Source organism: Pantoea sp. AS142, from assembly GCF_037152305.1.
Taxonomy (GTDB): Bacteria; Pseudomonadota; Gammaproteobacteria; order Enterobacterales; family Enterobacteriaceae; genus Pantoea.
Map to the genome: position 1 here is coordinate 12695 of NZ_JBBCMO010000002.1, position 25359 is coordinate 38053.

A 25359-nucleotide genomic window follows, 5' to 3' on the forward strand; every position below is an offset into this window, starting at 1 on the left:
TGTGCTTTCCTGCTTTATGCAGGTAAGACAGGCGTCCAGTTTACCGGTTTTTTACCGGCAGCGCTAAGCAGTTCATTGGTTGTTGAAAAGTGCTTACTGCCGAAAAAGCCACGGTGCGCAGAGAGTGGCGAAGGATGCGGTGCCTGTAATATGTGATGGCGCTGGCGATTAATAATGCTGCCTTTCTTCTGCGCATGTGATCCCCACAGTAGAAAAATCACCCCTTCACAGTGTTGGTTAATTGCCGCAATCACGTTGTCAGTAAAAGTCTCCCAGCCGAAGCGTGCATGGGAATGGGCTTTGCCCGCCTCAACCGTTAACACGGTGTTCAGCAACATCACTCCCTGTTTTGCCCAGCTCTCTAGAAAGCCGTGATTGGGCTTCTGAAAGTCAGGAATATCCTGCATTAGCTCTTTATAGATATTCTGCAGTGACGGCGGCACCTGGACGCCCGGCAGCACCGAGAAAGCCAGCCCATGCGCCTGGTTGGGGCCGTGATAGGGATCCTGACCCAGGATCACGACGTTGAGGTCCCCCAGCTCCGTAAGGCGAAAGGCGTTGAACACATCTTTCTGCGGCGGATAGACCGTGACACCGGCGGCGCGTTGATCGGCCACGTGCTTTAGTGTCTCAATAAAATAGGGTTTCTGTTTCTCTTCAGCCAGCACGTCGTGCCAGGTCAGCTTTTCAGCCATGTTTAACTCCCTTAACGATAGTGTCGTAAGCTTAGCCGTTCCGGCCGCCGAGCTGAAGGCAAAAATAATTTGAAAAATAAAAATAAAAATAAAAATAAAATTAAGATGACAGGCATTTTGGGATCAAAGGCTTAGCTGAAAAACTGCCTGATTGCCTGATTAATCTTGATACAGGTCAAAGCTGTATAAAGTTAAGGGTGGTATACCGGGGCCTCAAATTTGATTTATTCACGTATTACCCGGGAGACGCAATCATGATTACTGGTATCCAGATCACTCAAACCAACAATTCACAACTACTTAACTCCTTCTGGCTGCTGGACGAAGAGAAAGCCGAAGCTCGTTGTCTGTGTGCAAAAGCGGGCTACGAAGAAGATCAGGTTGTCGCCATCAGCGAACTGGGCGAATTTGCCTACCGTGAAGTGCCGGTTGAAATCAAACCTCAGGTACGTGTTGAAGGTGGACAGCATCTGAACGTCAACGTCTTGCGTCGCGAAACGCTGGAAGATGCGGTTAAACATCCTGAAAACTATCCGCAGCTGACCATCCGTGTTTCAGGCTATGCCGTGCGGTTTAATTCACTGACGCCAGAGCAGCAGCGCGACGTGATTACCCGTACCTTTACTGAAAGTCTTTAAGCAGCCTCCGTTACTGGGTGCTGAAAATTAGCGCAAAGTGCACACAGCAATTTTTATTAATCTTATTAAAAAGATAAACAGTTAACTTTCCGGCGCACTGATGAGCGTGTGGTAAAGAAAGCGTTCTGGCAGACAAAACATTCTGAAAGGGCTATTACTGATTATCTGAAAAAAAATCGCCTCACAGGAGGCGATTTTTTATGCTTGCGATGTATTATTCCGCATTCTCGTTAGCGGGCGTACTGCCGCTGGCCTTGCGGCGTTTGCCGACATTTTTGGCATCACGATGGCGTTTTTTTACACGCGGTTTTTCGGTTTCGCTGGCTTTTTTTTCTGCACGCTTCGCCAGAACCTTTTTCGACGGTTTTCCCGTGGTTTTAGCACTTGGCGCCCGCGTTTCAGGACGCAGCTCATCAATCACACGCGCTTTAATCGGCTCGTTCACATAGCGAGTGATTTTGCCCAGTAGCACGAAATCGTGCGCTTCAACCAGTGAGATGGCAATGCCTTTACGACCCGCACGACCGGTACGACCGATGCGGTGCAGATAGGTATCAGCGGTGCGCGTCATGTCATAGTTGAACACATGACTGACATCCTCAACATCGATGCCGCGCGCCGCGATATCCGTGGCAACCAGCACGTTAACGCGTCCTTCACTCAGACGCTTGATCGCTTCGTTACGCTTCGCCTGTACCATTTCGCCTTCAAGATAGCTGCTACGAATCCCCGCTTCGTGCAGCCAGCTCACCAGCTCATGCAGACGTTCACGCTTACGCACGAACACGATGCTGCGCGTCACATCCGGCTGTTTCAGTAGATGGATCAGTAGCTTGGTCTTGTGCTGAAGATCGTCAGCGCGGTAATACCACTGCTGGATCTTCTTGCGTTCACGACGACTGGGATCTGCTTCCAGCTCAACCGGATCGTTTAACAGACGCTCAGCGAAGTCGCGGATATTGTCGCCTTCCAGCGTGGCGGAAAATAGCAGGGTCTGCTTGCGCCAGCGTGTCTCAGCCGCGATGGTTTCGATATCCTGAGCAAAGCCCATATCAAGCATGCGGTCCGCTTCATCGAGCACCAGCGTTTCCACTGCGCGGCAGTCAAAGTTCTCTTCTTTGATGTACTGCAGCAGACGGCCAGTGGTGGCGACCACAATATCCTGGTTTTCGCTGAATACTTCGGCATGGTTCATATAGGCCACGCCGCCGGTGATCGTGGCGATATCCAGATGGGTATGTTTTGCCAGCTCACGTGCATGATCGGCGACCTGCATCGCCAGTTCGCGGGTCGGGGTCACAATCAATATACGTGGCGGTCCGGATTTCTTGCGCGGAAAATCAAGCAGGTGCTGCAGCGCCGGTAATAGATACGCGGCGGTTTTCCCGGTCCCGGTAGGTGCCGAACCCAGAACGTCGCGGCCCTCCAGTGCGGGCGGAATTGCAGCAGCCTGAATCACTGTTGGGCGTGTGAAGCCTTTTTCCTGCAATGCTTGTAGCAGGCTTTCGTCGAGTTCGAGTTCGGAAAATGTGGTTACTGTCATGGTCTACCTCAGTTTGGGGCGCTGATTATAGACAGATCAGACTGAATCTTCATCTGTTAATCCATTTCCGCTGCGCCTGGGGTTGTCTGCCGCGTGAATTCCCTCTGTTGCCACGTTACACTCATGCACTGCCGTACGGCAGGAAAAAAACGATGGTAGTGACGAATGATGCAGGATATGCCGCGTAAACGGCCACAGCTAAAAAAGAACGGATTTACCTTTAAACAGTTTTTTGTCGCACACGATCGCTGTGCGATGAAAGTGGGCACCGATGCCATTCTGCTTGGGGCCTGGGCGCCAATCGCCGGGGTAAGACGCATTCTGGATATTGGCAGCGGCAGCGGGCTTATCGCGCTGATGCTGGCGCAGCGTACGCCGTCGCAGGTCGAAATCGATGCGGTAGAATTAGAATCCGAAGCAGCCTGTCAGGCGCAGGAAAATGTGCAGCAGTCGCCGTGGTCTGGACGTATTCAGGTTCATCAGCAGGATATCGCCGACTGGGCTGAACAGTGTGATAAACGTTACTCGCTGATCGTCAGTAATCCCCCTTATTTTGCGCCTGGCGTGGCCTGTGCTAACGCGGCACGGGATAGCGCACGAGCCACTGCTTCGCTCGATCATCGGACGCTGTTACGCAGTGCTGCATTACTGATTGAAGAGGAGGGGATGTTTTGCGTGGTGCTGCCCACGGCGACCGGCCAGGCATTTATTGCCCTGGCGCAGGCGGATGGCTGGCATCTGCGTTTTCGGCTGGACGTGGCGGAATATGCCCATCGCCCACCACACCGCGTAGTAGTGGGTCTATCGCCGCAGGCCGGTGAGACCCTGCTGGAGCGACTCGCTATCCGTGCACCGGACACCCGCTATTCTGATGAGTGGTGTAGCCTGACACGGGCGTTCTACCTTTTCATGTAGCCCGGCGGTGTCAGAATGGTTGGCAGCGCCTCTGGTGATAATTCCGGATAGTCGCGGATATAATGCAGGCCGCGACTCTCTTTTCGCTCCAGCGCACAGCGCACCATCAGGTCGGCGACCTGTACCAGATTTCGCAGTTCCAGCAGATTATTGGAGAGGCGGAAATGACGATAATATTCATCAATCTCCTGCTGAAGCAGGCTGATGCGGCGCAACGCCCGTTCCAGTCGCTTAGTCGTGCGGACGATGCCGACGTAATCCCACATGAATAACCGCAGCTCGTGCCAGTTATGCTGAATCACCACGCACTCATCAGCATCATCGACCCGACTCTCATCCCATGCGGGCAGCGCAGTAAAGGCTTCGATGTCGGGCAGGGTGCTAATCAGCGCCTCTGCGGCGGACCAGCCATAAACCAGACACTCCAACAGTGAATTAGAGGCCATGCGGTTAGCGCCGTGCAGGCCGGTATAACTCACTTCACCTATCGCATAGAGACCAACGACATCGGTCTGGCCGTGCTGATCGACCATCACGCCGCCACAGGTGTAATGCGCGGCTGGCACTATGGGAATCGGCTCTTTGGTCAGGTCAAAGCCAAAGGTCAGCAGCTTCTCGTAGATCATCGGGAAGTGCGCGCGAACAAACTCCTCAGGCTGGTGACTGATATCCAGATACATACAGTCGACGCCCAGCCGCTTCATCTCATGATCGATGGCCCGGGCAACGATATCGCGCGGAGCCAGTTCGGCACGCTCATCAAAATCGGGCATGAAACGGCTGCCATCGGGACGTAAAAGCCAGGCACCTTCTCCACGTAACGCTTCGGTTAACAGGAAATTCTGCGCCTGCGGATGAAACAGGCAGGTGGGGTGGAACTGGTTAAATTCCAGATTGGCCACCCGGCAGCCCGCGCGCCAGGCCATCGCGATGCCATCACCTGAGGAAATGTCGGGGTTAGTCGTATATTGATAAACCTTCGCAGCGCCGCCGGTTGCGACCACTACAGCCCGCGCCCGGCAGGTTTCGACCTGTTCGCGATTACGGTTCCAGATCCATGCACCTACTGCCCGACGTGTGCCTGGCAGGCCGATTTTATCTGAAAGAATCAGATCGACTGCGTTGGTGCGTTCCAGAATCCGGATGTTGGGATGGCGGAGCGCCTGGCTCACCAGCGTGGTTTCAACTGCGTGGCCGGTAGCGTCAGCGCTGTGCAGGATACGGCGACGACTGTGGCCGCCTTCCTGCGTCAGGTGGTAGCGCATGTCGCCAGCAGCCTGCGGATCAAGATCAAAGGCGACGCCGTTGTCGATCAGCCACTGCACGCAATGCCGCGCATTACTGGCAATAAACGAGACGGTTGCACGGTCGCATAATCCTGCTCCGGCAATCAGCGTATCGTCGATGTGCGACTCAATGCTGTCAGTCTCATCAAAGACTGCTGCAATACCGCCCTGCGCGTAAAGGGTTGAGCCTTCACTGACCTGCGCTTTACTGAGCACTGTCACCTGATAGTGCTTTGCCAGTCGTAAAGCCAGTGACAGACCGGCAGCACCGCTGCCCACAATCAATACATCACACTGATAATCCGGGTTCGCATTCATCATAATGTTTAATTTACTAAACAAGACCAGGTCTGAGGATAAGCTTAATGGGTGTTTCTGTGAAGTATTTTAAACATCAGCTGCAGATATTTACCCGATGATTTCACAAAGTTACTTATAATCAGTGAGTTAAAATCGGGCTGCTTCAGCCGTTGTTTTTTATAGCAAACTTATTAAGCCTAAAGGATTTAATGATGAAAAAGCTGTTGTCATAGGTTACTCTGCCTGCGATTTACGCTCCTTACACTGAACGAAAACGAACAACCTGTGTAATGTCCATCGGAGCGGTAAATATCAGGGCGGGAAGTGAACTTCGCACCACATCACAACTCTAAGCGCATGCTTGCTCAGAACCATGAGATGTGCTGGCAGTTACTTTATGCGTATGAAAAATTTGGGGAGACATTACCTCGGATGAGCGAGCAGTTGACGGACCAGGTCCTTGTCGAGCGCGTACAGAAGGGAGATCAAAAAGCTTTCAACTTACTGGTGATTCGTTACCAGCATAAAGTGGCGAGCCTGGTTTCACGCTATGTTCCCTCGGGCGACGTACCTGATGTAGTACAGGAATCGTTTATTAAAGCGTATCGCGCGCTGGATTCATTCCGGGGCGATAGCGCATTTTATACCTGGCTGTACCGCATTGCGGTAAATACAGCGAAAAATTACCTGGTTGCTCAGGGGCGACGTCCGCCATCCAGCGATGTGGATGCGATTGACGCAGAAAATTTCGAAAGTGCAGGTGCATTAAAAGAAATTTCGAACCCTGAGAACTTAATGTTGTCAGACGAATTGAAACAAATTGTCTTTCGTACCATCGAGGCGCTACCCGAGGACTTGCGTATGGCAATCACCCTTAGGGAACTGGACGGTCTGAGTTATGAAGAGATCGCCGTCATTATGGATTGCCCGGTAGGCACTGTTCGATCACGTATCTTTCGTGCGCGAGAGGCCATTGATAACAAAGTTCAACCGCTTATCCAACGTTAGTGATAACGGCTACTGGAAGGGTACATAGGCATGCAGAAAGAAAAACTTTCCGCTTTAATGGATGGTGAGACCTTAGATAACGAGCTGTTTTCCGTCTTGTCTAAGGACGCAGAATTACAAAAAAGCTGGGCGAGCTATCATCTCATTCGCGATACCATGCGCGGTGATGTGGGTGATGTCTTGCATTTTGATATTTCTGCGCGCGTTGCTGCTGCCATCGAAAAAGAACCGCTGCGTAAGGTTACCACGCTGATTCCTGAAGCTCAGCCAGAACCTTCCCGCTGGGAGAAAATGCCGTTCTGGAAAAAAGCGCGCCCATGGGCTGCGCAGCTGACCCAGGTGGGGTTGGCTGCCTGTGTTTCACTGGCGGTAATCGTGGGTGTTCAGCACTATAACCAGCCAGAGGGCAGCGCCACGCAGACCTCTGACTCTCCAGTGTTTAATACGTTGCCGATGATGGGCAAAGCTTCACCGGTAAGCCTGGGCGTGCCGTCTGATGCATTCGACACCAACAGTGCCAGTCAGCAGGTTCAGGACCAGCGTCGTCGCGTGAATGCTATGCTGCAGGACTACGAACTGCAACGTCGTCTGCACGCTGATCAGCTGCAGTTTGAAACCAATGCGCCTAAACAGGCACAGGTTGATGTTCCTGGAAACCAATCATTAGGACAGCAGCAGCAGTAATGAAGCCGCTTTGGTATGCTGTTAGCCTGCTGACAGGCAGCCTGTTGTGGTCATCTGCCGTCCCGGCGCAAACTACTGCGTCCGGGGCGCTATTGCAGGCGATGGAGCAGGCAAGTCAGAACCTCAACTACGAATTCGCCTATATCAACGTCTCACGCATCGGCATCGAATCGCTGCGTTATCGTCATGCTGTGATCGATAACCGGATATTTGCGCAGTTGTTACAGATGGACGGACCACGACGGGAAGTGATCCAGCGTGGCAACGATATTAGTTACTTCGAACCCGGTCTTGATCCCTTTTCACTCCCAGGCAATCACATTATTGATGCCTTGCCATCAGTGATTTTTGCTGACTTTACCAAGCTTGCTACAGCCTACGATTTTATTACCGTGGGCCGCTCGCGCATTGCCGATCAGATGTGCGATGTGTTGCGCATCGTTTCGCGCGATGGCACCCGTTACAGCTATGTAGTCTGGCTGGATGTGGACACTAAGCTGCCGCTGCGCATCGACCTGCTCGATCGTGACGGCGAAACGCTTGAGCAGTTCCGCGTCATTAGCTTTGCGGTGGATGAAGGGGTGCGCAATCTGATGCAGGGACTGGAAAAAGCCAATCTGCCACCGTCGCTTTCTGTGCCGCAAGGGGATGCGGTCACGCTCACCTGGAAACCCGGATGGATACCCGCCGGTATGTCGCTGGTGTCGCAAAATCGCCGCACGCTACCGGGTCTGAACAAAAATATGGAATCGAAACTTTACAGCGATGGCCTGTTTAGTTTTGCAATCAACGTGACGCCGGCCGATAAAACCAGCACAACGCAGACATTGCGCACGGGGCGTCGTACGGTTCAGACCGTTGTGCGCAATAATAATGAAATTGCGGTGATCGGCGAATTACCGCCTTCAACAGCAAAACGTATTGCGGACAGCATCGATCTGGGGTCACAAAAATGATGAGAGAATGGGCCACCGTGGTGGCATGGCAGGATGGCATCGCCACGCTGCACACCGAAGCAAAAACCTCCTGCAACAGCTGTCAGGCACGTAAAGGCTGTGGTAGCCATATGCTGAATAAGCTGGGTCCGAAGAATGCCCACGTGATGCAGATTGTCAGCAGCAAGCCTCTGCAGCCGGGACAGCGCATCGAACTGGGCATCAAAGAGAGTAGCCTGCTCGGTTCGGCGCTGCTGGTTTATATGACGCCGCTGTTTGGCCTGTTTCTGGTTGCCGGGCTGTTTCAGTCGCTGTTCAGCAGCGATCTGGCGGCCGCCTGTGGCGCGCTGCTGGGAGGCATCGGCGGTTTTATTGTCGCCAAAGGTGTTTCAATGAAATTCGGCGATCGCGAAGCCTTTCAGCCGGTCATTCTGAACATCGCTTTACCTCCCGATACGCTGCGTGTTGAAACCGAAGCGTAACGTATGTTCAGGCCGCGCATCTCGCGGCCTTTGTCTGTTCTGCCTTGCGCAGATATCTGTTTCGCTTCCACCACGTTCCATTCTTTTATGCGCGGCGTTAACAGTGTAATATGCGTCGTCATTAATGAGGCTGACAGGATTGTGGGTAAAGAGCGATCTTCCTGAATGTGTCTGTGCTCAGGTTTTCAACTGAATTTAAAGCGAAGATATCCCTATAAATGAAGCACATAAGAAATTTCTCCATCATCGCTCATATCGACCATGGTAAATCAACGCTCTCTGACCGCCTGATTCAGATCTGTGGTGGCCTCACCGCCCGTGAAATGGCTGCGCAGGTTCTCGACTCCATGGATCTGGAACGTGAGCGGGGTATCACCATCAAAGCACAGAGCGTCACACTCGATTACCACGCAAAAGACGGCGAAACTTACCAGCTCAATTTCATCGATACCCCAGGCCACGTAGACTTCTCTTATGAAGTTTCCCGCTCACTGGCCGCCTGCGAAGGCGCGCTTCTGGTCGTGGATGCCGGTCAGGGTGTTGAAGCGCAGACACTGGCGAACTGCTACACCGCGATGGAGATGGATCTGGAAGTGGTGCCGGTTCTGAACAAAATCGACCTGCCTGCTGCCGATCCCGATCGCGCTGCGCAGGAAATTGAAGATATCGTCGGCATTGATGCGACTGACGCAGTGCGCTGCTCAGCCAAAACCGGCGTCGGCGTTCCAGAAGTGCTGGAACGCTTAGTGCGCGACATTCCGCCGCCGCAAGGCGATCCGGAAGGCCCGTTGCAGGCACTGATTATCGACTCCTGGTTTGATAACTATCTGGGCGTAGTATCGCTGGTGCGTGTGAAAAACGGCACCATGCGCAAAGGCGACAAAATCAAAGTCCTGAGCACCGGCCAGGTTTATAACGCTGATCGCCTGGGTATCTTTACCCCGAAACGGGTTGATCGCAATGAGCTGAACTGCGGTGAAGTAGGCTGGCTGGTCTGCGCTATCAAAGATATCCTCGGCGCACCGGTGGGCGATACGCTGACTACTGCACGTAACCCGGCAGACAAAGCGCTGCCAGGCTTCAAAAAAGTGAAGCCGCAGGTTTACGCCGGCCTGTTCCCAATCAGCTCTGATGACTATGAAGCGTTCCGTGATGCGCTCGGCAAGCTGAGCCTGAATGATGCCTCGCTGTTCTATGAGCCAGAAAGCTCAACGGCGCTGGGCTTTGGTTTCCGCTGCGGCTTCCTCGGTCTGCTGCACATGGAAATCATTCAGGAGCGTCTGGAGCGCGAATACGATCTTGATCTGATCACGACCGCACCGACAGTCGTATATGAGGTCGTGACTACCAGCGGCGAAATCGTTCATGTCGACAGCCCATCCAAGCTGCCGCCACTGAACAATATTGAAGAGCTGCGTGAACCGATTGCTGAATGTCACATGCTGCTGCCGCAGGAATATCTGGGCAACGTTATTACGCTCTGTATTGAGAAGCGTGGCGTTCAGACCAACATGGTTTACCACGGCAATCAGGTTGCGCTGACTTATGAAATTCCGATGGCAGAAGTGGTACTCGACTTCTTTGATCGTCTGAAATCTACCTCGCGCGGTTATGCCTCACTGGATTACAACTTTAAACGTTTTCAGCCCTCAGATATGGTGCGCGTCGATGTACTGATTAACTCTGAGCGTGTGGATGCGCTGGCGCTAATCACCCACCGTGACAATGCACCTTATCGCGGACGCGATCTGGTTGAGAAAATGAAAGAGCTTATCCCGCGTCAGCAATTTGATATTGCGATTCAGGCCGCGATTGGTAACCACATTATCGCGCGTTCAACAGTTAAACAGCTGCGTAAAAACGTTCTCGCCAAGTGTTATGGCGGTGATGTTAGCCGTAAGAAGAAACTGTTGCAGAAGCAGAAAGATGGTAAGAAGCGAATGAAGCAGGTTGGTAACGTTGAGCTGCCACAGGAAGCGTTCCTCGCCATTCTGCATGTCGGTAAGGACAGCAAATAAGGATTTCCAATGGCTAATATGTTCGCCTTGATTCTGGCGATAGCGACGCTGATTACTGGCATCGTATGGGTAATTGATCGTTTTAAATGGGCACCTGCACGTCGCGCAAAACAGGCAGCCGTGCAGGCCCAGACCGGTAACGCGCTTGACAGTAAAACGCTGGCAAAGGTCTCTTCACAGCCTGGCTGGGTTGAAACCACCGCGTCGGTGTTCCCGGTGCTGGCCGTGGTGTTCATCGTGCGTTCGTTTATCTACGAACCATTTCAGATCCCTTCTGGCTCGATGATGCCGACGCTGCTGATTGGTGATTTTATCCTGGTGGAGAAGTTTGCTTACGGCATCAAGGATCCGATCACCCAGACCACGCTTATCCCAACCGGTCAGCCGAAACGCGGAGATATTGCGGTATTTAAATACCCGAAAGATCCGAGTCTGGATTACATTAAGCGCGTTATCGGCCTGCCGGGCGATAACGTTATCTATGATCCTTACAGCAAAACGCTGACGGTGAAACCGACCTGTGCCGATGGCAAAGCCTGTGATACAGCGTTAGCGGTGACTTATACCGACATTGAGCCAAGCAACTTTATTCAGACCTTCAGCGGCTTTGATGGCAATGAAACCGGCAATGGTTTTTATCAGGTGCCGCAAGGCGATACCCTGCGCGGTGGTTTGCGCCTGGGAACCCGCAAAGAGACCATCGGCAACGTGACACATGAGATTCTGCTGGTAAACGAAGCGCAGAGTCAGGCAGGTATGTATTATCAGCAGCCAGGTCAGCCGCAGGCGAGCTGGGTCGTGCCGAAAGGACAATACTTCATGATGGGTGATAACCGTGATAACAGCGCCGATAGCCGCTATTGGGGCTTTGTCCCGGAGCGTAATCTGGTCGGTAAAGCGGTCGCTATCTGGATGAGCTTTGAGAAACAAGAAGGCCAGTGGCCAACCGGCGTGCGATTCAGTCGCATTGGCGGTATCCACTAATATTATTGTCTGATTAACAGGCAAATCGGGTGGCCTCCTCTGGGAGGCCACTGCACACCAAAAGGAACGTGTTGGATTGCCAGCCCCGTTTGGTATGCAGAGTCACAGACGCAACAAAGAACTGGAATCGCATGAACCCCATCCTGATTAACAAGCTTCAGCGCAAACTGGGCTACACTTTTACTCATTCGGAACTGTTACAGCAGGCCCTGACTCATCGCAGCGCCAGCAGTAAGCACAACGAACGCCTGGAATTTCTTGGCGATTCTATTCTTAGCTATGTGATTGCTAATGCCCTTTATCACCGCTTCCCGCGGGTTGATGAAGGTGACATGAGCCGCATGCGCGCCACGCTGGTGCGAGGCAACACGTTGGCTGAAATGGCACGAGAGTTTGATCTTGGCGAGTGCCTGCGCTTAGGGCCGGGTGAGCTGAAAAGCGGCGGTTTCCGTCGTGAATCTATCCTGGCGGATACGGTGGAAGCACTGATTGGCGGTATCTTCCTCGACAGCAGTATCGAGCGGGTAGAGCAACTGATCCTCGACTGGTATCAGACCCGCCTGGACGAAATCAGTCCTGGCGACAAGCAAAAAGATCCGAAAACGCGCCTGCAGGAATATCTGCAGGGACGTCATCTGCCGCTGCCAAGTTATCTGGTGGTGCAAGTCCGGGGCGAAGCCCACGATCAGGAATTCACCATTCACTGTCAGGTGAGTGGCATGGCAGAGCCGGTCGTCGGCGTCGGCTCCAGTCGTCGTAAAGCTGAGCAGGCCGCAGCTGAACAGGCTCTGATAAAATTAGGTCTTGAATAGAACAGTCGGGGTGACAGTGCCGGAACCGGCGCTGAATCCATAACCCTGCTGATAGTTCTGTTCCGGCGTCATCAGGCGCTGAATGACACATGACTCAAATAGCACTTTTTCGGCGCCACATCAGGCGCTGAACAATTCAGGACTCGAATGAGCGAAAACGTTACTTATTGCGGCTTTGTCGCGATTGTTGGCCGACCAAACGTCGGTAAATCCACCTTACTGAACCAGTTGTTGGGGCAGAAGGTGTCGATCACCTCGCGTAAGCCACAAACCACGCGCCACCGCATTATGGGCATTCACACCGAGGGCGAATATCAGGCGATCTACGTCGACACTCCCGGTCTGCACATGGAAGAGAAGCGCGCCATTAACCGTCTGATGAACCGTGCAGCCAGTAGTTCGATTGGCGACGTAGAGCTGGTTATCTTCGTGGTTGAAGGCACCCGCTGGACGCCAGATGATGAGATGGTATTAAACAAACTGCGCGACAACAAAGTGCCGGTGGTGCTGGCGGTCAATAAAGTGGATAACATCCAGGATAAAACCATTCTGCTGCCGCATCTGCAGTTCCTGAGCCAGCAGATGAATTTCCTTGATATCGTGCCAATCTCTGCCGAAAGCGGCAAAAACGTCGATACCATTGCGGCGATTACCCGCAAGCATCTGCCGCAGGCCGATCATCACTTCCCGGAAGATTACATCACTGACCGCTCTCAGCGTTTCATGGCGTCAGAGATGATCCGTGAAAAACTGATGCGCTTCCTGGGCGCTGAACTGCCTTATTCCGTCACTGTTGAGATTGAGCGCTTCGTGACTAATGAACGTGGCGGTTATGACATCCACGGTCTGATTCTGGTTGAGCGTGAGGGGCAGAAGAAGATGGTGATTGGCAACAAAGGCGCCAAAATCAAAGTCATCGGAACAGAAGCGCGCAGAGACATGGAAGAGATGTTCGAAGCGAAAGTACATCTCGAACTGTGGGTGAAAGTGAAATCCGGTTGGGCAGATGACGAACGTGCGCTGCGCAGCCTGGGTTATACAGACGATCTCTGATTCAATGGAAGGCTGGCAACGCGCCTTTGTGCTGCATAGTCGTCCCTTCAGCGAAACCAGTCTGCTGCTCGACCTGTTCAGCGAAAGTGAAGGGCGGGTACGAGTACTGGCTAAGGGCGCACGCTCGCGGCGCTCGCAACTGAAGGGGGCGTTACAGCCTTTTACTCCACTGCTGGTTCGCTGGAGCGGGCGCGGGGAAGTCAAAACTCTGCGCAATGCCGAAGCGGTGTCGCTGGCCTTGCCACTCAGCGGCATCACGCTCTACTGTGGTCTCTACGTCAATGAGCTGGTTTCTCGCGTCCTGCAGCAGGAATTTCCCTTCTCGGAACTCTTCTTCGACTATCTCAACTGCCTTCAGGCATTAGCGTCAACGCACGGCAAGCCCGAACCGGCGCTGCGATGTTTTGAACTGGCGCTGCTTGGTCACCTGGGGTATGGCGTCGATTTCCTGCACTGCGCCGGCAGCGGCGAGTCGGTCAGCGACAACATGACTTACAGCTACCGCGAAGAGCGTGGCTTTATCGCCAGTCTGGTGGTCAATCAGCGCAGTTTTACCGGCCGTGAGTTGCGCGCATTGTATGAACGTGAGTTTCCTGATGCCGACACCTTGCGCGCCGCTAAGCGGTTCACCCGCATCGCGCTGAAGCCCTATCTTGGCGGCAAAGCGCTGAAAAGTCAGGAGCTGTTTCGCCAGTTTATTCCCAAGAAAAAGCCTGAACAGGCAGATGAATAGCGCTGGTCGTACCGCCTGTTTATATTTGCGCGGTACACTCAACATTACGATGGAAAATAAGCGAGGATGGTCATGGCTGAGTTGCTGTTAGGCGTCAATATCGATCACATTGCCACGGTGCGTAACGCCCGAGGGACAACCTATCCCGATCCAGTGCAGGCGGCATTTATCGCCGAGCAGGCGGGCGCAGACGGCATTACCGTTCACCTGCGTGAAGATCGCCGCCACATCACTGACCGCGACGTACGTATCCTGCGTGACACCATCCAGACGCGCATGAATCTGGAGATGGCGGTCACCGATGAAATGATCGGCATCGCCTGTGATATTCAGCCGCATTTCTGCTGCCTGGTGCCGGAAAAGCGTCAGGAAGTGACCACTGAAGGCGGACTGGATGTGGCGGGCCAGCAGGAGAAGATGAACGCGGCCGTACGGCTGCTGAGTGACGCAGGCATTCTGGTTTCGCTGTTTATCGATGCCGATCACCGTCAGATCGAAGCGGCTGTGGCCAGCGGTGCGCCTTATATCGAAATTCACACCGGCGCTTATGCCGAGGCGCCAGAGGGACTGGCGCGTGACGCGGAGCTGGCACGCATTCGCCATGCGGCGACCTTTGCCGCCAGTCTGGGGCTGAAGGTTAACGCCGGTCACGGTCTGACCTACCACAATGTGCTGCCGATTGCGGCGCTGCCGGAAATGCATGAGCTGAATATTGGCCATGCCATTATTGGCCGCGCGGTGATGAGTGGCCTGCCAGATGCGGTCAAAGAGATGAAGCAGCTGCTGCGAGAAGCTCGTCGCTGATGGCTATTCTGGGACTGGGTATGGACATCGTTGAGATTGAACGTATCGCCGGGGTGATTGAGCGCTCCGGCGATCGGCTGGCGCGCCGGGTACTGAGTGAGGCGGAATGGCAGCAATATCAGGCCCATCAGCAGCCGGTGCGCTTTCTCGCCAAGCGGTTTGCGGTTAAAGAGGCGGCAGCTAAAGCCTTTGGCACCGGCATTCGCGGCGGTCTGGCGTTTAATCAGTTTGAAGTCTACAACGATGCGCTGGGAAAACCGGGGTTACGCTTCTTTCAGCATGCCTCAGAAGTGGCGCAAACGCTGGGCGTTAACCACGTTCACGTGACGCTGGCCGATGAGCGTCATTATGCCTGTGCCACGGTGATTATCGAAAGCTAGCCGTGCAGCAGCACGAACTTCTCCCACAACGCATCGCGTGATTCGATGTGCTGTGGGTCAGTGATGATAGTGTTGTCGATGGGGCATACCCGCTGACAGGTTGGCGCCTCATAATGCCCGATGCATTCGGTGCAGCGGCTAACATCAATCTCATAGATCGCATCGCCCAGTGAAATAGCCTGGTTCGGGCACTCCGGTTCACACATATCGCAGTTAATGCATTTGGCCGTAATCAACAGCGCCATTTTACCCACCTGATAACGACAGAAAAAGCGCGGGTATTATACGCGCTGTCGCTGATCAGACCAGCTTTTTCACCAGCGCTTCGCTGTGGCGAATATGACTGGAGGCGCGTTCCGGATCGTTTTGCACCAGCGCCATAAACAGCAGATCGGTCAGGGCCAGCTGCGCAGTGGTTGAGGAGATCGCCGCGCTGCGGGTACTCTGCTCTTCTGCCACCGTGTAGAGACAGTAACCGGCGCTCTGCTGCAGCGTGTTCGGCGTAAAGCCGGTAAACGCCACCACATCTGCGCCCACCTGAACCGCTTCCTGCGCGGCCAGATTGATCTCACGCCGTTCACCAGTATAAGAGATGGCGAGCAATACATCGCCTGGCCCCATCGCCTGCACGCTGGCCAGCAGGGCGTGCATATCCTGTTCCGCTACCGCATTAATACCGATCTTCATCAGCTTCCAGGAGAAGTCTTTCGCCACCAGACCCGATGCGCCGATACCCACCAGTAAAATACGCCGGGCATTTTTCAGCAGCTGTAACACATCGTTGAGCTTCTCTTCGCTGTTAATATCCAGGGTGGCGCGGATTGCTGAGAGCTTTTCCGTGAGCAGCTTTTCACCCACCATCTTAAGCGGGTCGTCACTGAGGATATGGTTATGCACGGTAATGGCATCTGCGTCCGCCAGTGACTCACTCAGGGCCAGCTTAAGTGCTGGAAAACCTTTGTATCCCAGCTTCTGTGCAAACTTCACCACGCTCGACTGGCTGACGCCAGACTCTTCCGCCAGCTTTTGCGAACTCAGGTGACGCGCCCGATCGGGTTGCGACAGTAAAAAATCAGCCAGCCGACGCTCGTTCAATGCCAGACGTGGATAAAGCTGGCGAATGCGCAGCAATGAACTCATGCCCAATCCTCGTAATTCAGGGATAATGTGTAAAGAATAAACTATTCATCAGGCATTGTAGTCATCGGAATTAAAAATGACAGTCATCGCCGTACTGTCTGATGATGGCTACACTTCTCTTAATCATCCCAGAATCAGCCTTAAGGAGAGTTTTTTGACCAGGGGAACACAACGTCGCATCGTATTTTTTGACCTGGATGGCACTTTGCACCAGCAGGACATGTTCGGCACCTTTATGCGCTATCTGCTGCGACGCCGACCGCTTAATTTGCTGCTGGTGGTGCCATTATTGCCGGTGGTCGGTATCGGCTTATTGTTAAAAGGCCGGGCGGCACGTTGGCCCATGAGCCTGCTGCTCTGGTCTATTACCTTTGGCCGCTCTGAGCGAACATTACTGCGCCTCGACGCGGAATTTGCGCAGTGGTTCCGCCTCCGTGTAAAAGCATTTCCGGTGGTTCAGCAGCGCCTGACTGATTACCTCGGCAGTGATGACGCTGACGTCTGGCTCATTACCGGATCGCCACAGTCACTGGTGGAGCAAGTCTATTACGACTCCGCGTTTCTGCCACGCGTGAAGCTGATTGCCAGTCAGATGCAGCGTGGCTGGGGCGGGCGGGTACTGGCGATGCGCTGCCTCGGCCATGAGAAAGTGGCGCAGCTTGAGGAGAAAATCGGCACGCCGTTACAGCTCTACAGCGGCTATAGCGACAGCAAACAGGACAACCCGCTGCTGTTTTTCTGTCAGCATCGCTGGCGCGTGACACCTGCTGGTGAGCTGCAACAGCTGGAATAAGTTTCGACACGGTCTGAGAGACCGCTATAATGCGCCGCTTTTTAGTCGCCCGGAGTGGTCAGCGTGAAACAACAAGATGAATACTGGATGCGCCATGCGCTTGGCCTTGCGCGCCGGGCCTGGGAGCAGGGCGAAGTGCCGGTAGGTGCGGTGCTGGTTCAGAATGATCGGGTCATTGGCGAAGGCTGGAACCGCCCCATCGGCCAGCACGATCCGACGGCGCATGCAGAGATCATGGCCCTGCGGCAGGGCGGTAAAGTGCTGGAAAATTACCGCCTGCTCGATACCACGCTCTACGTAACGCTGGAGCCGTGTGTGATGTGTGCCGGCGCTATGGTTCACAGCCGCATTACCCGGCTGGTCTATGGTGCGCATGACAGTAAAAGTGGGGCGGCGGGATCGCTGCTTGATGTACTGGGCCATCCCGGCATGAATCATCAGGTTGAATTACAGAGCGGCGTGCTGGAAGAAGAGTGTGCCGCCATGCTGAGCGACTTCTTCCGTATGCGTCGCGAACAGAAAAAAGCGCTGCGTCAGACGCAACGCCAGGACTAGTTCATGGCGATCTTCGGTTCAACAGCAGGATAGCCTTTGGCGAGTTCAGCGTTGGCTTCAGCCTGCCGCGCCAGACGCTTATCCTGCTCCTGCAGATAACCCACCAGGCTTAACTGATACTTACGGATATTTTCTACATAGTTATAAGCTTCGTGTCCACGGGCGTAGCCATACGCCGTCTGGGTGTAGTAACGCTTCTGGCTCAGCATGGGCAGACGCAGCTTTACATCTGCCCAGCTGTCTGGATTATCCCCCTGGCGGGCAGTGAGTTTACGCACATCAAGCATATGGGCATAGCCCATGTTATAGGCCGCCAGCGCAAACCAGATGCGCTCATCTTCTGGGATGGTCTGCGGCACCTTTGCCATCATCTCCTGCAGATACTGGCTGCCGCCGCGAATGCTCTGTTCAGGATCGGTACGGTCGCCCACATCCAGGCTCTCAGCGGTATTACGGGTCAGCATCATCATGCCGCGGACGCCGGTAGGGGAGGTGGCCTGCGGGTTCCAGTGCGACTCCTGATAGGAGATCGCCGCCAGCAGTCGCCAGTCAATGCTGGTAGCGTACTTCTCAAACAACGGCTTGATGTCGGGCAGCGTGTTGTCGATAGCGCGCAGGAACGTGCGGGTATCGACATAATCAAAGGTGCCGACGTGGCCGAGATATTTCTCCTCCAGCCGCGCCATCGCCCCTTCTTCACCCATACCGTTAAAGAAGTCGAGCATCGCTGCATTCAGGCTGTCATCTTCGCTGTGCCGCACATACCAGGTTACCGGCTCTTCATCGGTGACATCGAACGCCACCGCAAGCTGCGGATAGATGCGCTGCAACAGGGCAATGGTCACGGAGTCACCAATGGTGTAGTCGAGCTTGCCGTCGGCCACCGCTTCCAGCAGCGCTTTGGGACTTTGATCGGTCGAGATCGCCCAGTCCAGATCGGGAAACTGATTTGAACGCGCGCTCTTCAGCGTTGACAGATAGGCCGAACCTGAAGCAACGGTAAGCCGCCCCTTTAAGTCACCCAGGTTTTTAGGGCGCGTCTTATCCACGCGATAGACCAGCTGTTGCGAAACGTTGTAGTAACCTGGCCCGGTCTGATAGCGTGTCAGGCGTTCGCTGTTGTAGTTCAGGCCTGCGGCCAGCAAATCGGCTTTGCCATCGTCAAGGTCATCAAACAGATCGCTCAGGTTAGGACGCACCGTCACCTTAAGTTTGACGCCCAGATAGTCGGCGAAGCGTTTTGCCAGCTCATAATCCATACCGGCCGGAGATTGGTTAACTGTGTAGTAAGTCAATGGGGAGTTGATGGTACTGACGCGCAGCACTCCCCGTGATTTAATCTGTGAAATCCTGTCTTGCCCACCCCCATACCAGGGAATGGATGGCCACAGCGCTAACGCTAGCAGCACGGCAACCAGACCGATAAACAGATAATTAAATTTTAGGCGTTTCAAATAGTTATCTCTCGCTGGCTCTAAGGCCTCTGTCTTTTAAAGGCAGTATTTATCTTCTTTGAACTCCCAGAGCGAGGGGCATTTTGCGCAACAAAATCACGCTGAGCAACTTTTATAGCAACTTTTGCGCAAAATTCAGGCAAATCCGGGGTGCCAAAAATTGTGCGCAAACGGTTTCGTCGCGAGGTCGCTTTCTTTATAATACGCCCCGTTTTCCCTGTTGCGCCCAATGAAGCGTCGTCTGGCGCCCTGACGAGAGATTTATTAATGGAAATTCTGCGTGGTTCGCCCGCCCTGTCGGCATTTCGTGTAAACAAGCTGCTGACCCGCTTTCAGGACGCTCATCTGCCGGTGAGTGATATTTACGCTGAGTACATCCATTTTGCTGATGTCAGCACGCCCTTAAGCGCTGACGAACAGAGCCGTCTGCAGCGCCTGCTGAAATATGGTCCCTCTCTCGCTGAACATGCCCCACAGGGTCGTCTGCTCCTGGTGACGCCACGTCCCGGCACCATTTCGCCCTGGTCATCCAAAGCTACCGACATTGCCCACAACTGCGGGCTGCCACAGGTGCGTCGTCTGGAACGCGGCCTGGCCTTTTACGTGCAGGCCCCTCAACTGACCGAAGCGCAGTGGCAAACGCTGGGTACACTGCTGCACGATCGGATGATGGAAACGGTCTTCAGCGATCTGACGCAGGCTGAGCAACTGTTCGCGCATCATACGCCACAGCCGGTGAAGAGTGTCGATCTGCTCGGTGAGGGCCGTCAGGCGCTGGTTCAGGCGAATATCTCATTGGGTCTGGCGCTGGCAGACGATGAAATCGACTACCTGGTAGCGGCGTTCACCGCACTGGGCCGCAATCCCAATGACATTGAACTCTATATGTTTGCGCAGGCGAACTCTGAGCACTGCCGTCACAAGATCTTCAACGCAGACTGGATTATCGACGGCGAGAAACAGCCAAAGTCGCTGTTTAAGATGATTAAAAACACCATGGAGCAGACGCCGGACTTCGTGCTCTCTGCTTATAAAGATAACGCTGCCGTGATGGAAGGGTCAGAGGTTGGCCGCTTCTTTGCTGACGCCGGAGAGAGCGAATACCGCTGGCATCAGGAAGCGGCGCACATCCTGATGAAGGTAGAAACCCACAACCATCCAACGGCGATCTCGCCATGGCCAGGCGCTGCCACCGGTTCCGGGGGTGAAATCCGTGATGAAGGCGCAACCGGACGCGGCTCCAAGCCAAAAGCGGGCCTGGTCGGATTCTCGGTCTCTAACCTGCGCATCCCCGGCTTTGAACAGCCGTGGGAAGAGGATTTCGGCAAACCGGCCCGCATTGTCAGCGCGCTGGAGATCATGAACGATGGCCCACTGGGTGGTGCGGCGTTTAACAATGAATTTGGTCGTCCGGCACTGAATGGCTACTTCCGTACCTATGAAGAGCAGGTCACCAGTCACAATGGCACCGAGCTGCGCGGCTATCACAAGCCAATTATGCTGGCAGGCGGCATCGGTAACATCCGTGCCGATCACGTGCAGAAAGGCGAAATCACCGTGGGCGCCAAACTGGTGGTGCTGGGTGGTCCGGCAATGAACATCGGGCTGGGCGGCGGCGCGGCGTCATCGATGGCCTCCGGCCAGTCTGATGCTGACCTCGACTTCGCCTCGGTACAGCGTGATAACCCAGAGATGGAACGCCGTTGTCAGGAAGTCATCGACCGCTGCTGGCAGCTGGGCGATGAGAACCCGATTCTGTTTATCCACGACGTGGGCGCTGGCGGCCTCTCTAATGCGATGCCGGAACTGGTCAGCGATGGTGGCCGAGGCGGCCGGTTTAACCTGCGTGACATCCTGAGTGATGAGCCAGGCATGAGCCCGCTGGAAGTCTGGTGTAACGAATCACAGGAACGTTATGTGATGGCCGTGGCGCCGGATCAACTGGCGCAGTTTGAGGCGATTTGCCAGCGCGAGCGCGCACCCTTCGCGGTGATTGGTGAAGCCACCGAAGAGCGGCACCTGAGCCTGGAAGATAGCCATTTCGGTAATAAGCCGATCGACATGCCGCTGGACGTTCTGCTGGGCAAAACGCCGAAGATGACGCGGGATGTGGTGACGCAGCAGGCGCAGGGCACTGCCCTTCAGCGTGACGGCATCACACTGACCGATGCGGTGAATCGCGTGCTGCATCTGCCTGCCGTAGCCGAAAAAACTTTCCTGATCACCATCGGTGACCGCAGCGTGACCGGCATGGTGGCGCGCGACCAGATGGTGGGGCCGTGGCAGATCCCGGTTGCCAACTGTGCGGTAACCACTGCCAGCCTCGACAGCTACCACGGCGAAGCCTTTGCTCTGGGCGAACGTTCACCGGTTGCGCTGCTGGACTTCGCAGCATCAGGGCGTCTGGCGGTGGGTGAGGCACTGACTAACCTGGCCGCAACCCAGATTGGTTCGCTGAAGCGCGTGAAGCTCTCCGCAAACTGGATGTCCGCAGCCGGTCATCCGGGTGAAGATGCCGGTTTATATGCGGCGGTGAAAGCGGTCGGCGAAGAACTTTGCCCGGCACTGGGGATTACCATCCCGGTAGGGAAAGATTCGATGTCGATGAAAACCCGCTGGCAGGAAGGCACCGAGCAGCGTGAAATGACTTCACCGCTGTCGCTGGTGATTACCGCGTTTGCGCGCGTCGAAGATGTTCGTCGCACCGTCACGCCACAGTTGCAGGCCGATCAGGAGAACCTGCTGCTGCTGATCGACCTTGGCAACGGGGCTAATACGCTGGGCGCAACGGCGCTGTCGCAGGTCTATCGTCAGCTTGGCGACAAGCCTGCCGACGTGCGTGATGCCACACAGCTGGCTGGCTTCTTCAACGCCATTCAGGCGCTGGTGGCTGAGCAGAAACTGCTGGCCTACCACGATCGCTCCGACGGGGGGCTGCTGGTGACGCTGGCCGAGATGGCGTTTGCCGGTCACTGCGGCATTGACGTTGATATTGCTGCGCTGGGCGACGATGCGCTGGCAGCCCTGTTTACCGAAGAGCTGGGGGCGGTGATTCAGATCAACGCCGCCGATCGCGCCGCGGTTGAGCAGATCCTGGCGGATCACGGCCTTAGCGCCTCGACGCATCTGCTGGGCAGCGCGCACGCGGGCGATCGCTTTGTGATCCGGGCCGGTGACAGCACAGTCTACAGCGAAAGCCGTACTACGCTGCGGACCTGGTGGGCAGAAACGACCTGGCAGATGCAGCGCCTGCGCGATAATCCCGCGTGTGCCGATCAGGAACATGAGGCGAAGAAGAACAGCCGCGATCCTGGCCTGAACGTTAATCTGACCTTTAATCCGCAGGAAGATGTTGCAGCCCCGATGATTGCCACTGGCGCACGTCCACGCGTTGCGGTGCTGCGTGAGCAGGGTGTTAACTCGCACGTTGAGATGGCTGCGGCCTTCGATCGGGCAGGTTTTACCGCCATTGACGTTCACATGAGCGATCTGCTGGCCGGACGTTGCGGTCTGGAAGCGTTCCAAGCGCTGGTCGCCTGTGGCGGCTTCTCTTACGGCGATGTGCTGGGTGCGGGGGAGGGCTGGGCGAAATCGATTCTGTTTAACCCGCGCGTACGTGATGAATTCGAAACCTTCTTCCACCGTCCGCAAACCCTGGCGCTGGGCGTCTGCAACGGTTGCCAGATGATGTCCAATCTGCGTGAACTGATCCCGGGCAGCGATCTCTGGCCGCGCTTTGTGCGTAACCAGTCTGAGCGCTTTGAAGCTCGCTTCAGCCTGGTCGAAGTGGCCGCCAGTCCATCGCTATTGCTGGACGGCATGGCCGGTTCGCATATGCCTATCGCGGTTTCTCATGGTGAAGGCTTTGTGGAAGTGCGTGATGGTGGGCATCTGGCGGCGCTGGAGTCGAAAGGGCTGGTGGCACTGCGCTTTGTCGATAATTTTGGCAAGGTGACAGAAACCTATCCGGCTAACCCGAATGGTTCACCAAACGGCATCACTGCCGTGACCAACGAAAGTGGTCGAGTCACCATTATGATGCCGCATCCGGAGCGGGTGTTCCGCACCGTCAGTAATTCCTGGCATCCGGCCGAGTGGGGTGAAGATAGCCCGTGGATGCGTATTTTCCGTAATGCACGCAGACAGTTGGGTTAATTTAATCCACTGAAATGATCAGGAGGCCAGTGTGCCTCCTGTTCTTTTTTGCGCCGCTGTTGGCAAATAGCGACAATAGGGAGATCGCACTGTCGCTTTATGGAGACATCTATCTCTTTGATTTTTAATGAGAAAGCATCAGGTGCGATTTTGTGTCGCTCTGCGGAGACAGATTGCCCTGCTCTAATCAGATTTTTCGTAACAGTCAACGGCTGAGTTCATTCAATTTGCTGAAAAATATAATGATTTATTTTCTGGCATGGAATTTGCTATACTCATGCAACTGCTCATTCACCTGTTTATGATTGCCCCGCGTAGCGGAAAAGAGCTCATAAAGCCCGAATGACGCACCAAACGGAGCCTGCCGTCCACCTGACCGATAATCGCTTGCGTTATCACACACCGGACGTAACGTTGAGTAAGGCTCCACCCATTCTTACGCGATGCATAACGCGTCGTGCCAGCGGCAGGCCATTAAGCCTGCCGTTTTCTTTTGTTCCCCTTTCTTCCGCCGACAGAGTCCGCTAGCATCCAGACAGCGAATCTTAAGGAAGCGGCAGCGTGAAAAAATGGCTTTTATTTCCCCGTTCTCTGCGCCAGTTGGTGCTGATGGCGTTTGTACTGGTGCTGCTGCCCTTGCTGGTGCTGGCCTGGCAGGCGTGGGAAAGTCTCTCTGCGTTAAGCGAACAAGCCGCGGACACCAACCGCAATACTTTCACCGATGTGCGCAGAAGTGAGGCGATGGCGCGGACGGCGGTGGAGCTGGAGCGCAGCTATCGTCAGTACTGTGTGCTGGATGATGCCTCGCTGGCACGCCTCTATCAGTCTCAGCACACCCGTTACACTCAGATGCTGAGTTCGCACAGCGCCAGCCTGCCCGAACTGCCCGCCTTCCAGATCTTACAGGCGACGTTGCCGCGGCTGATGCCGTTGAAATGTGATAACGGCAATCCGGTTCCGGGAGCCGCAGAGGCGCTGGATCGTTTTTCTGCTACTAACGCGCAGATGGTGCAGGACACACGCGAGGTAGTCTTTTCGCGCGGCTTACAGCTGCAGCGCGAAATCGCCGATCGCGGCCAGTTTTTTGGCTGGCAAACGCTGATTCTGTTTATCATCAGTCTGGCGTTGATGACGCTGTTTACTGGCATGATTATTGGCCCGGTCAAGCGCATTGAGCGGATGATCAACCGGCTGGGTGAAGGACGTGAACTGGGTAACAGCGTGAAATTTCGCGGCCCGCGTGAATTACGTTCGCTGGGACAGCGCATCGTCTGGCTCAGCGAACGGCTTCAATGGCTGGAATCACAGCGTCATGAATTTCTGCGCCATCTCTCTCATGAGCTGAAAACGCCGCTGGCCAGTCTGCGCGAAGGCACCGAACTGCTGGCGGATGAGGTTGCCGGGTCGCTGAACGCCGAGCAGAAAGAGGTTGTCACTATACTCGACAGCAGCAGCCGCCACCTGCAGCGGCTGATTGAACAGCTGCTTGATTACAACCGTAAACTGGCAGATGGCCCGATCCGGCTTGAACCGGTCAGCGTGGCGGAGATTGTGGAGGGCGTAATGAACGCACATGCACTCTCGGCGCGCGCCAAACTGATGCAGACGGTAGTCGATCTGGCGGTCAGCCACTGTCTTGCCGAACCGATGTTACTGATGCGGGTTATTGATAACCTCTATTCGAACGCCGTGAACTACGGCAGTGAATCCGGTACCATCTGGCTGCGCAGCCAGCAGCAGAGCGATCGGGTCTGGATTGAAGTCGCGAATAGCGGTACGCCGATCCCGCCGGAAGAGCAGGCCATGATTTTCGAACCTTTCTTCCAGGGCAGCCAGCAGCGTAAAGGGCCGGTAAAAGGCAGCGGGCTGGGATTGAGTATTGCCAAAGATTGCCTGCGCCGGATGCATGGCGACCTGACGCTGGTCGCCTGCGAACAGGCTGACGTCTGTTTTCGAATTGAACTGAACACCACAGCCGGGACTGTCTGACTG

23 protein-coding genes are annotated in these 25359 nt (G+C 54.8%); 17 read left to right on the top strand and 6 right to left on the bottom strand.

Annotation, left to right across the window (positions count from 1 at the left end; all coding sequences use genetic code 11):
• Window positions 1-14: 14 nt before the first annotated feature.
• Window positions 15-695 (bottom strand): uracil-DNA glycosylase, encoded by a 681-nt coding sequence (ung, locus tag WFO64_RS05170; RefSeq protein ID WP_337009580.1) that lies wholly within the window; start codon window positions 693-695, stop codon window positions 15-17.
• A gap of 254 nt (window positions 696-949) precedes the next feature.
• Here ung and grcA point away from each other — a divergent pair, with 254 nt between their 5' ends.
• Window positions 950-1333, top strand: a complete 384-nt coding sequence (grcA, locus tag WFO64_RS05175; protein ID WP_013358769.1) for an autonomous glycyl radical cofactor GrcA — start codon at window positions 950-952, stop codon at window positions 1331-1333.
• A 214-nt stretch (window positions 1334-1547) separates the two neighbouring features.
• On the opposite strand, the gene srmB is transcribed toward grcA, so the two are convergent.
• A complete protein-coding gene (gene srmB / locus WFO64_RS05180) occupies window positions 1548-2876 on the bottom strand; it encodes an ATP-dependent RNA helicase SrmB (RefSeq protein ID WP_337009582.1) in 1329 nt (442 codons plus the stop codon).
• Window positions 2877-3041: 165 nt separating this feature from the next.
• On the opposite strand from srmB, the gene trmN reads away from it, so the two are divergent.
• Window positions 3042-3791: a tRNA(1)(Val) (adenine(37)-N(6))-methyltransferase TrmN gene (gene trmN / locus WFO64_RS05185; protein ID WP_337009584.1), complete on the top strand. Its 750-nt coding sequence runs from the start codon at window positions 3042-3044 to the stop codon at window positions 3789-3791.
• On the opposite strand, the gene nadB is transcribed toward trmN, so the two are convergent.
• On the bottom strand, window positions 3776-5395 hold the full coding sequence (gene nadB, locus WFO64_RS05190; RefSeq protein WP_337010497.1) for an L-aspartate oxidase: 1620 nt from the start codon (window positions 5393-5395) through the stop codon (window positions 3776-3778). The genes trmN and nadB overlap by 16 nt on opposite strands.
• A gap of 414 nt (window positions 5396-5809) precedes the next feature.
• Here nadB and rpoE point away from each other — a divergent pair, with 414 nt between their 5' ends.
• From rpoE to acpS, 11 genes are all read left to right on the top strand, one after another.
• Window positions 5810-6385: an RNA polymerase sigma factor RpoE gene (rpoE, locus tag WFO64_RS05195; protein WP_013358764.1), complete on the top strand. Its 576-nt coding sequence runs from the start codon at window positions 5810-5812 to the stop codon at window positions 6383-6385.
• A gap of 30 nt (window positions 6386-6415) precedes the next feature.
• Entirely contained in the window at window positions 6416-7069 is a 654-nt protein-coding gene (rseA, locus tag WFO64_RS05200; RefSeq protein ID WP_337009586.1) for an anti-sigma-E factor RseA, read from the top strand.
• A complete protein-coding gene (rseB, locus tag WFO64_RS05205) occupies window positions 7069-8025 on the top strand; it encodes a sigma-E factor regulatory protein RseB (protein ID WP_337009588.1) in 957 nt (318 codons plus the stop codon). Before rseA ends, rseB begins: the two co-directional genes overlap by 1 nt.
• Window positions 8022-8486 carry a SoxR-reducing system protein RseC gene (gene rseC / locus WFO64_RS05210; protein ID WP_337009590.1) on the top strand — a complete coding sequence of 155 codons (465 nt, stop codon included), beginning with the start codon at window positions 8022-8024 and terminating at the stop codon, window positions 8484-8486. Before rseB ends, rseC begins: the two co-directional genes overlap by 4 nt.
• A 218-nt stretch (window positions 8487-8704) precedes the next feature.
• A complete protein-coding gene (lepA, locus tag WFO64_RS05215) occupies window positions 8705-10504 on the top strand; it encodes a translation elongation factor 4 (RefSeq protein WP_337009592.1) in 1800 nt (599 codons plus the stop codon).
• 9 nt (window positions 10505-10513) lie between these two features.
• On the top strand, window positions 10514-11488 hold the full coding sequence (gene lepB, locus WFO64_RS05220; RefSeq protein ID WP_337009594.1) for a signal peptidase I: 975 nt from the start codon (window positions 10514-10516) through the stop codon (window positions 11486-11488).
• Window positions 11489-11619: 131 nt separating this feature from the next.
• Window positions 11620-12300 (top strand): ribonuclease III, encoded by a 681-nt coding sequence (gene rnc, locus WFO64_RS05225; protein ID WP_010257656.1) that lies wholly within the window; start codon window positions 11620-11622, stop codon window positions 12298-12300.
• A gap of 147 nt (window positions 12301-12447) precedes the next feature.
• Window positions 12448-13353 carry a GTPase Era gene (gene era, locus WFO64_RS05230; protein WP_312119988.1) on the top strand — a complete coding sequence of 302 codons (906 nt, stop codon included), beginning with the start codon at window positions 12448-12450 and terminating at the stop codon, window positions 13351-13353.
• A 4-nt stretch (window positions 13354-13357) separates the two neighbouring features.
• Window positions 13358-14086 (top strand): DNA repair protein RecO, encoded by a 729-nt coding sequence (recO, locus tag WFO64_RS05235; protein WP_337009598.1) that lies wholly within the window; start codon window positions 13358-13360, stop codon window positions 14084-14086.
• A 72-nt stretch (window positions 14087-14158) separates the two neighbouring features.
• A complete protein-coding gene (gene pdxJ, locus WFO64_RS05240) occupies window positions 14159-14890 on the top strand; it encodes a pyridoxine 5'-phosphate synthase (RefSeq protein ID WP_337009600.1) in 732 nt (243 codons plus the stop codon).
• A complete protein-coding gene (gene acpS, locus WFO64_RS05245) occupies window positions 14890-15270 on the top strand; it encodes a holo-ACP synthase (RefSeq protein ID WP_337009602.1) in 381 nt (126 codons plus the stop codon). The genes pdxJ and acpS overlap by 1 nt, the downstream gene beginning before the upstream one ends.
• Here acpS and WFO64_RS05250 read toward each other — a convergent pair.
• Together WFO64_RS05250 and WFO64_RS05255 are read right to left on the bottom strand one after the other, a co-directional pair.
• Complete coding sequence (locus tag WFO64_RS05250; RefSeq protein ID WP_337009604.1) at window positions 15267-15515, bottom strand: YfhL family 4Fe-4S dicluster ferredoxin; 249 nt, start codon at window positions 15513-15515, stop codon at window positions 15267-15269. The genes acpS and WFO64_RS05250 overlap by 4 nt on opposite strands.
• A 55-nt stretch (window positions 15516-15570) precedes the next feature.
• The gene (locus WFO64_RS05255) at window positions 15571-16410 is read right to left on the bottom strand and encodes a MurR/RpiR family transcriptional regulator (protein ID WP_337009606.1); all 840 of its coding nucleotides are present in this window, start codon (window positions 16408-16410) and stop codon (window positions 15571-15573) included.
• Between the two features lie 154 nt (window positions 16411-16564).
• Here WFO64_RS05255 and yfhb point away from each other — a divergent pair, with 154 nt between their 5' ends.
• Both yfhb and tadA read left to right on the top strand, forming a co-directional pair.
• Complete coding sequence (gene yfhb / locus WFO64_RS05260) at window positions 16565-17203, top strand: phosphatidylglycerophosphatase C (RefSeq protein ID WP_337009608.1); 639 nt, start codon at window positions 16565-16567, stop codon at window positions 17201-17203.
• A gap of 63 nt (window positions 17204-17266) precedes the next feature.
• Window positions 17267-17758, top strand: coding sequence for a tRNA adenosine(34) deaminase TadA (tadA, locus tag WFO64_RS05265; protein WP_337009611.1), 492 nt, complete (start codon window positions 17267-17269; stop codon window positions 17756-17758).
• Here tadA and mltF read toward each other — a convergent pair.
• Window positions 17755-19212 carry a membrane-bound lytic murein transglycosylase MltF gene (mltF, locus tag WFO64_RS05270; RefSeq protein WP_337009613.1) on the bottom strand — a complete coding sequence of 486 codons (1458 nt, stop codon included), beginning with the start codon at window positions 19210-19212 and terminating at the stop codon, window positions 17755-17757. The genes tadA and mltF overlap by 4 nt on opposite strands.
• A 267-nt stretch (window positions 19213-19479) precedes the next feature.
• On the opposite strand from mltF, the gene purL reads away from it, so the two are divergent.
• On the top strand, window positions 19480-23367 hold the full coding sequence (gene purL / locus WFO64_RS05275) for a phosphoribosylformylglycinamidine synthase (protein ID WP_337009615.1): 3888 nt from the start codon (window positions 19480-19482) through the stop codon (window positions 23365-23367).
• A gap of 561 nt (window positions 23368-23928) precedes the next feature.
• Complete coding sequence (locus WFO64_RS05280) at window positions 23929-25356, top strand: sensor histidine kinase (RefSeq protein ID WP_337009617.1); 1428 nt, start codon at window positions 23929-23931, stop codon at window positions 25354-25356.
• The last annotated feature ends 3 nt before the right edge of the window (window positions 25357-25359 follow it).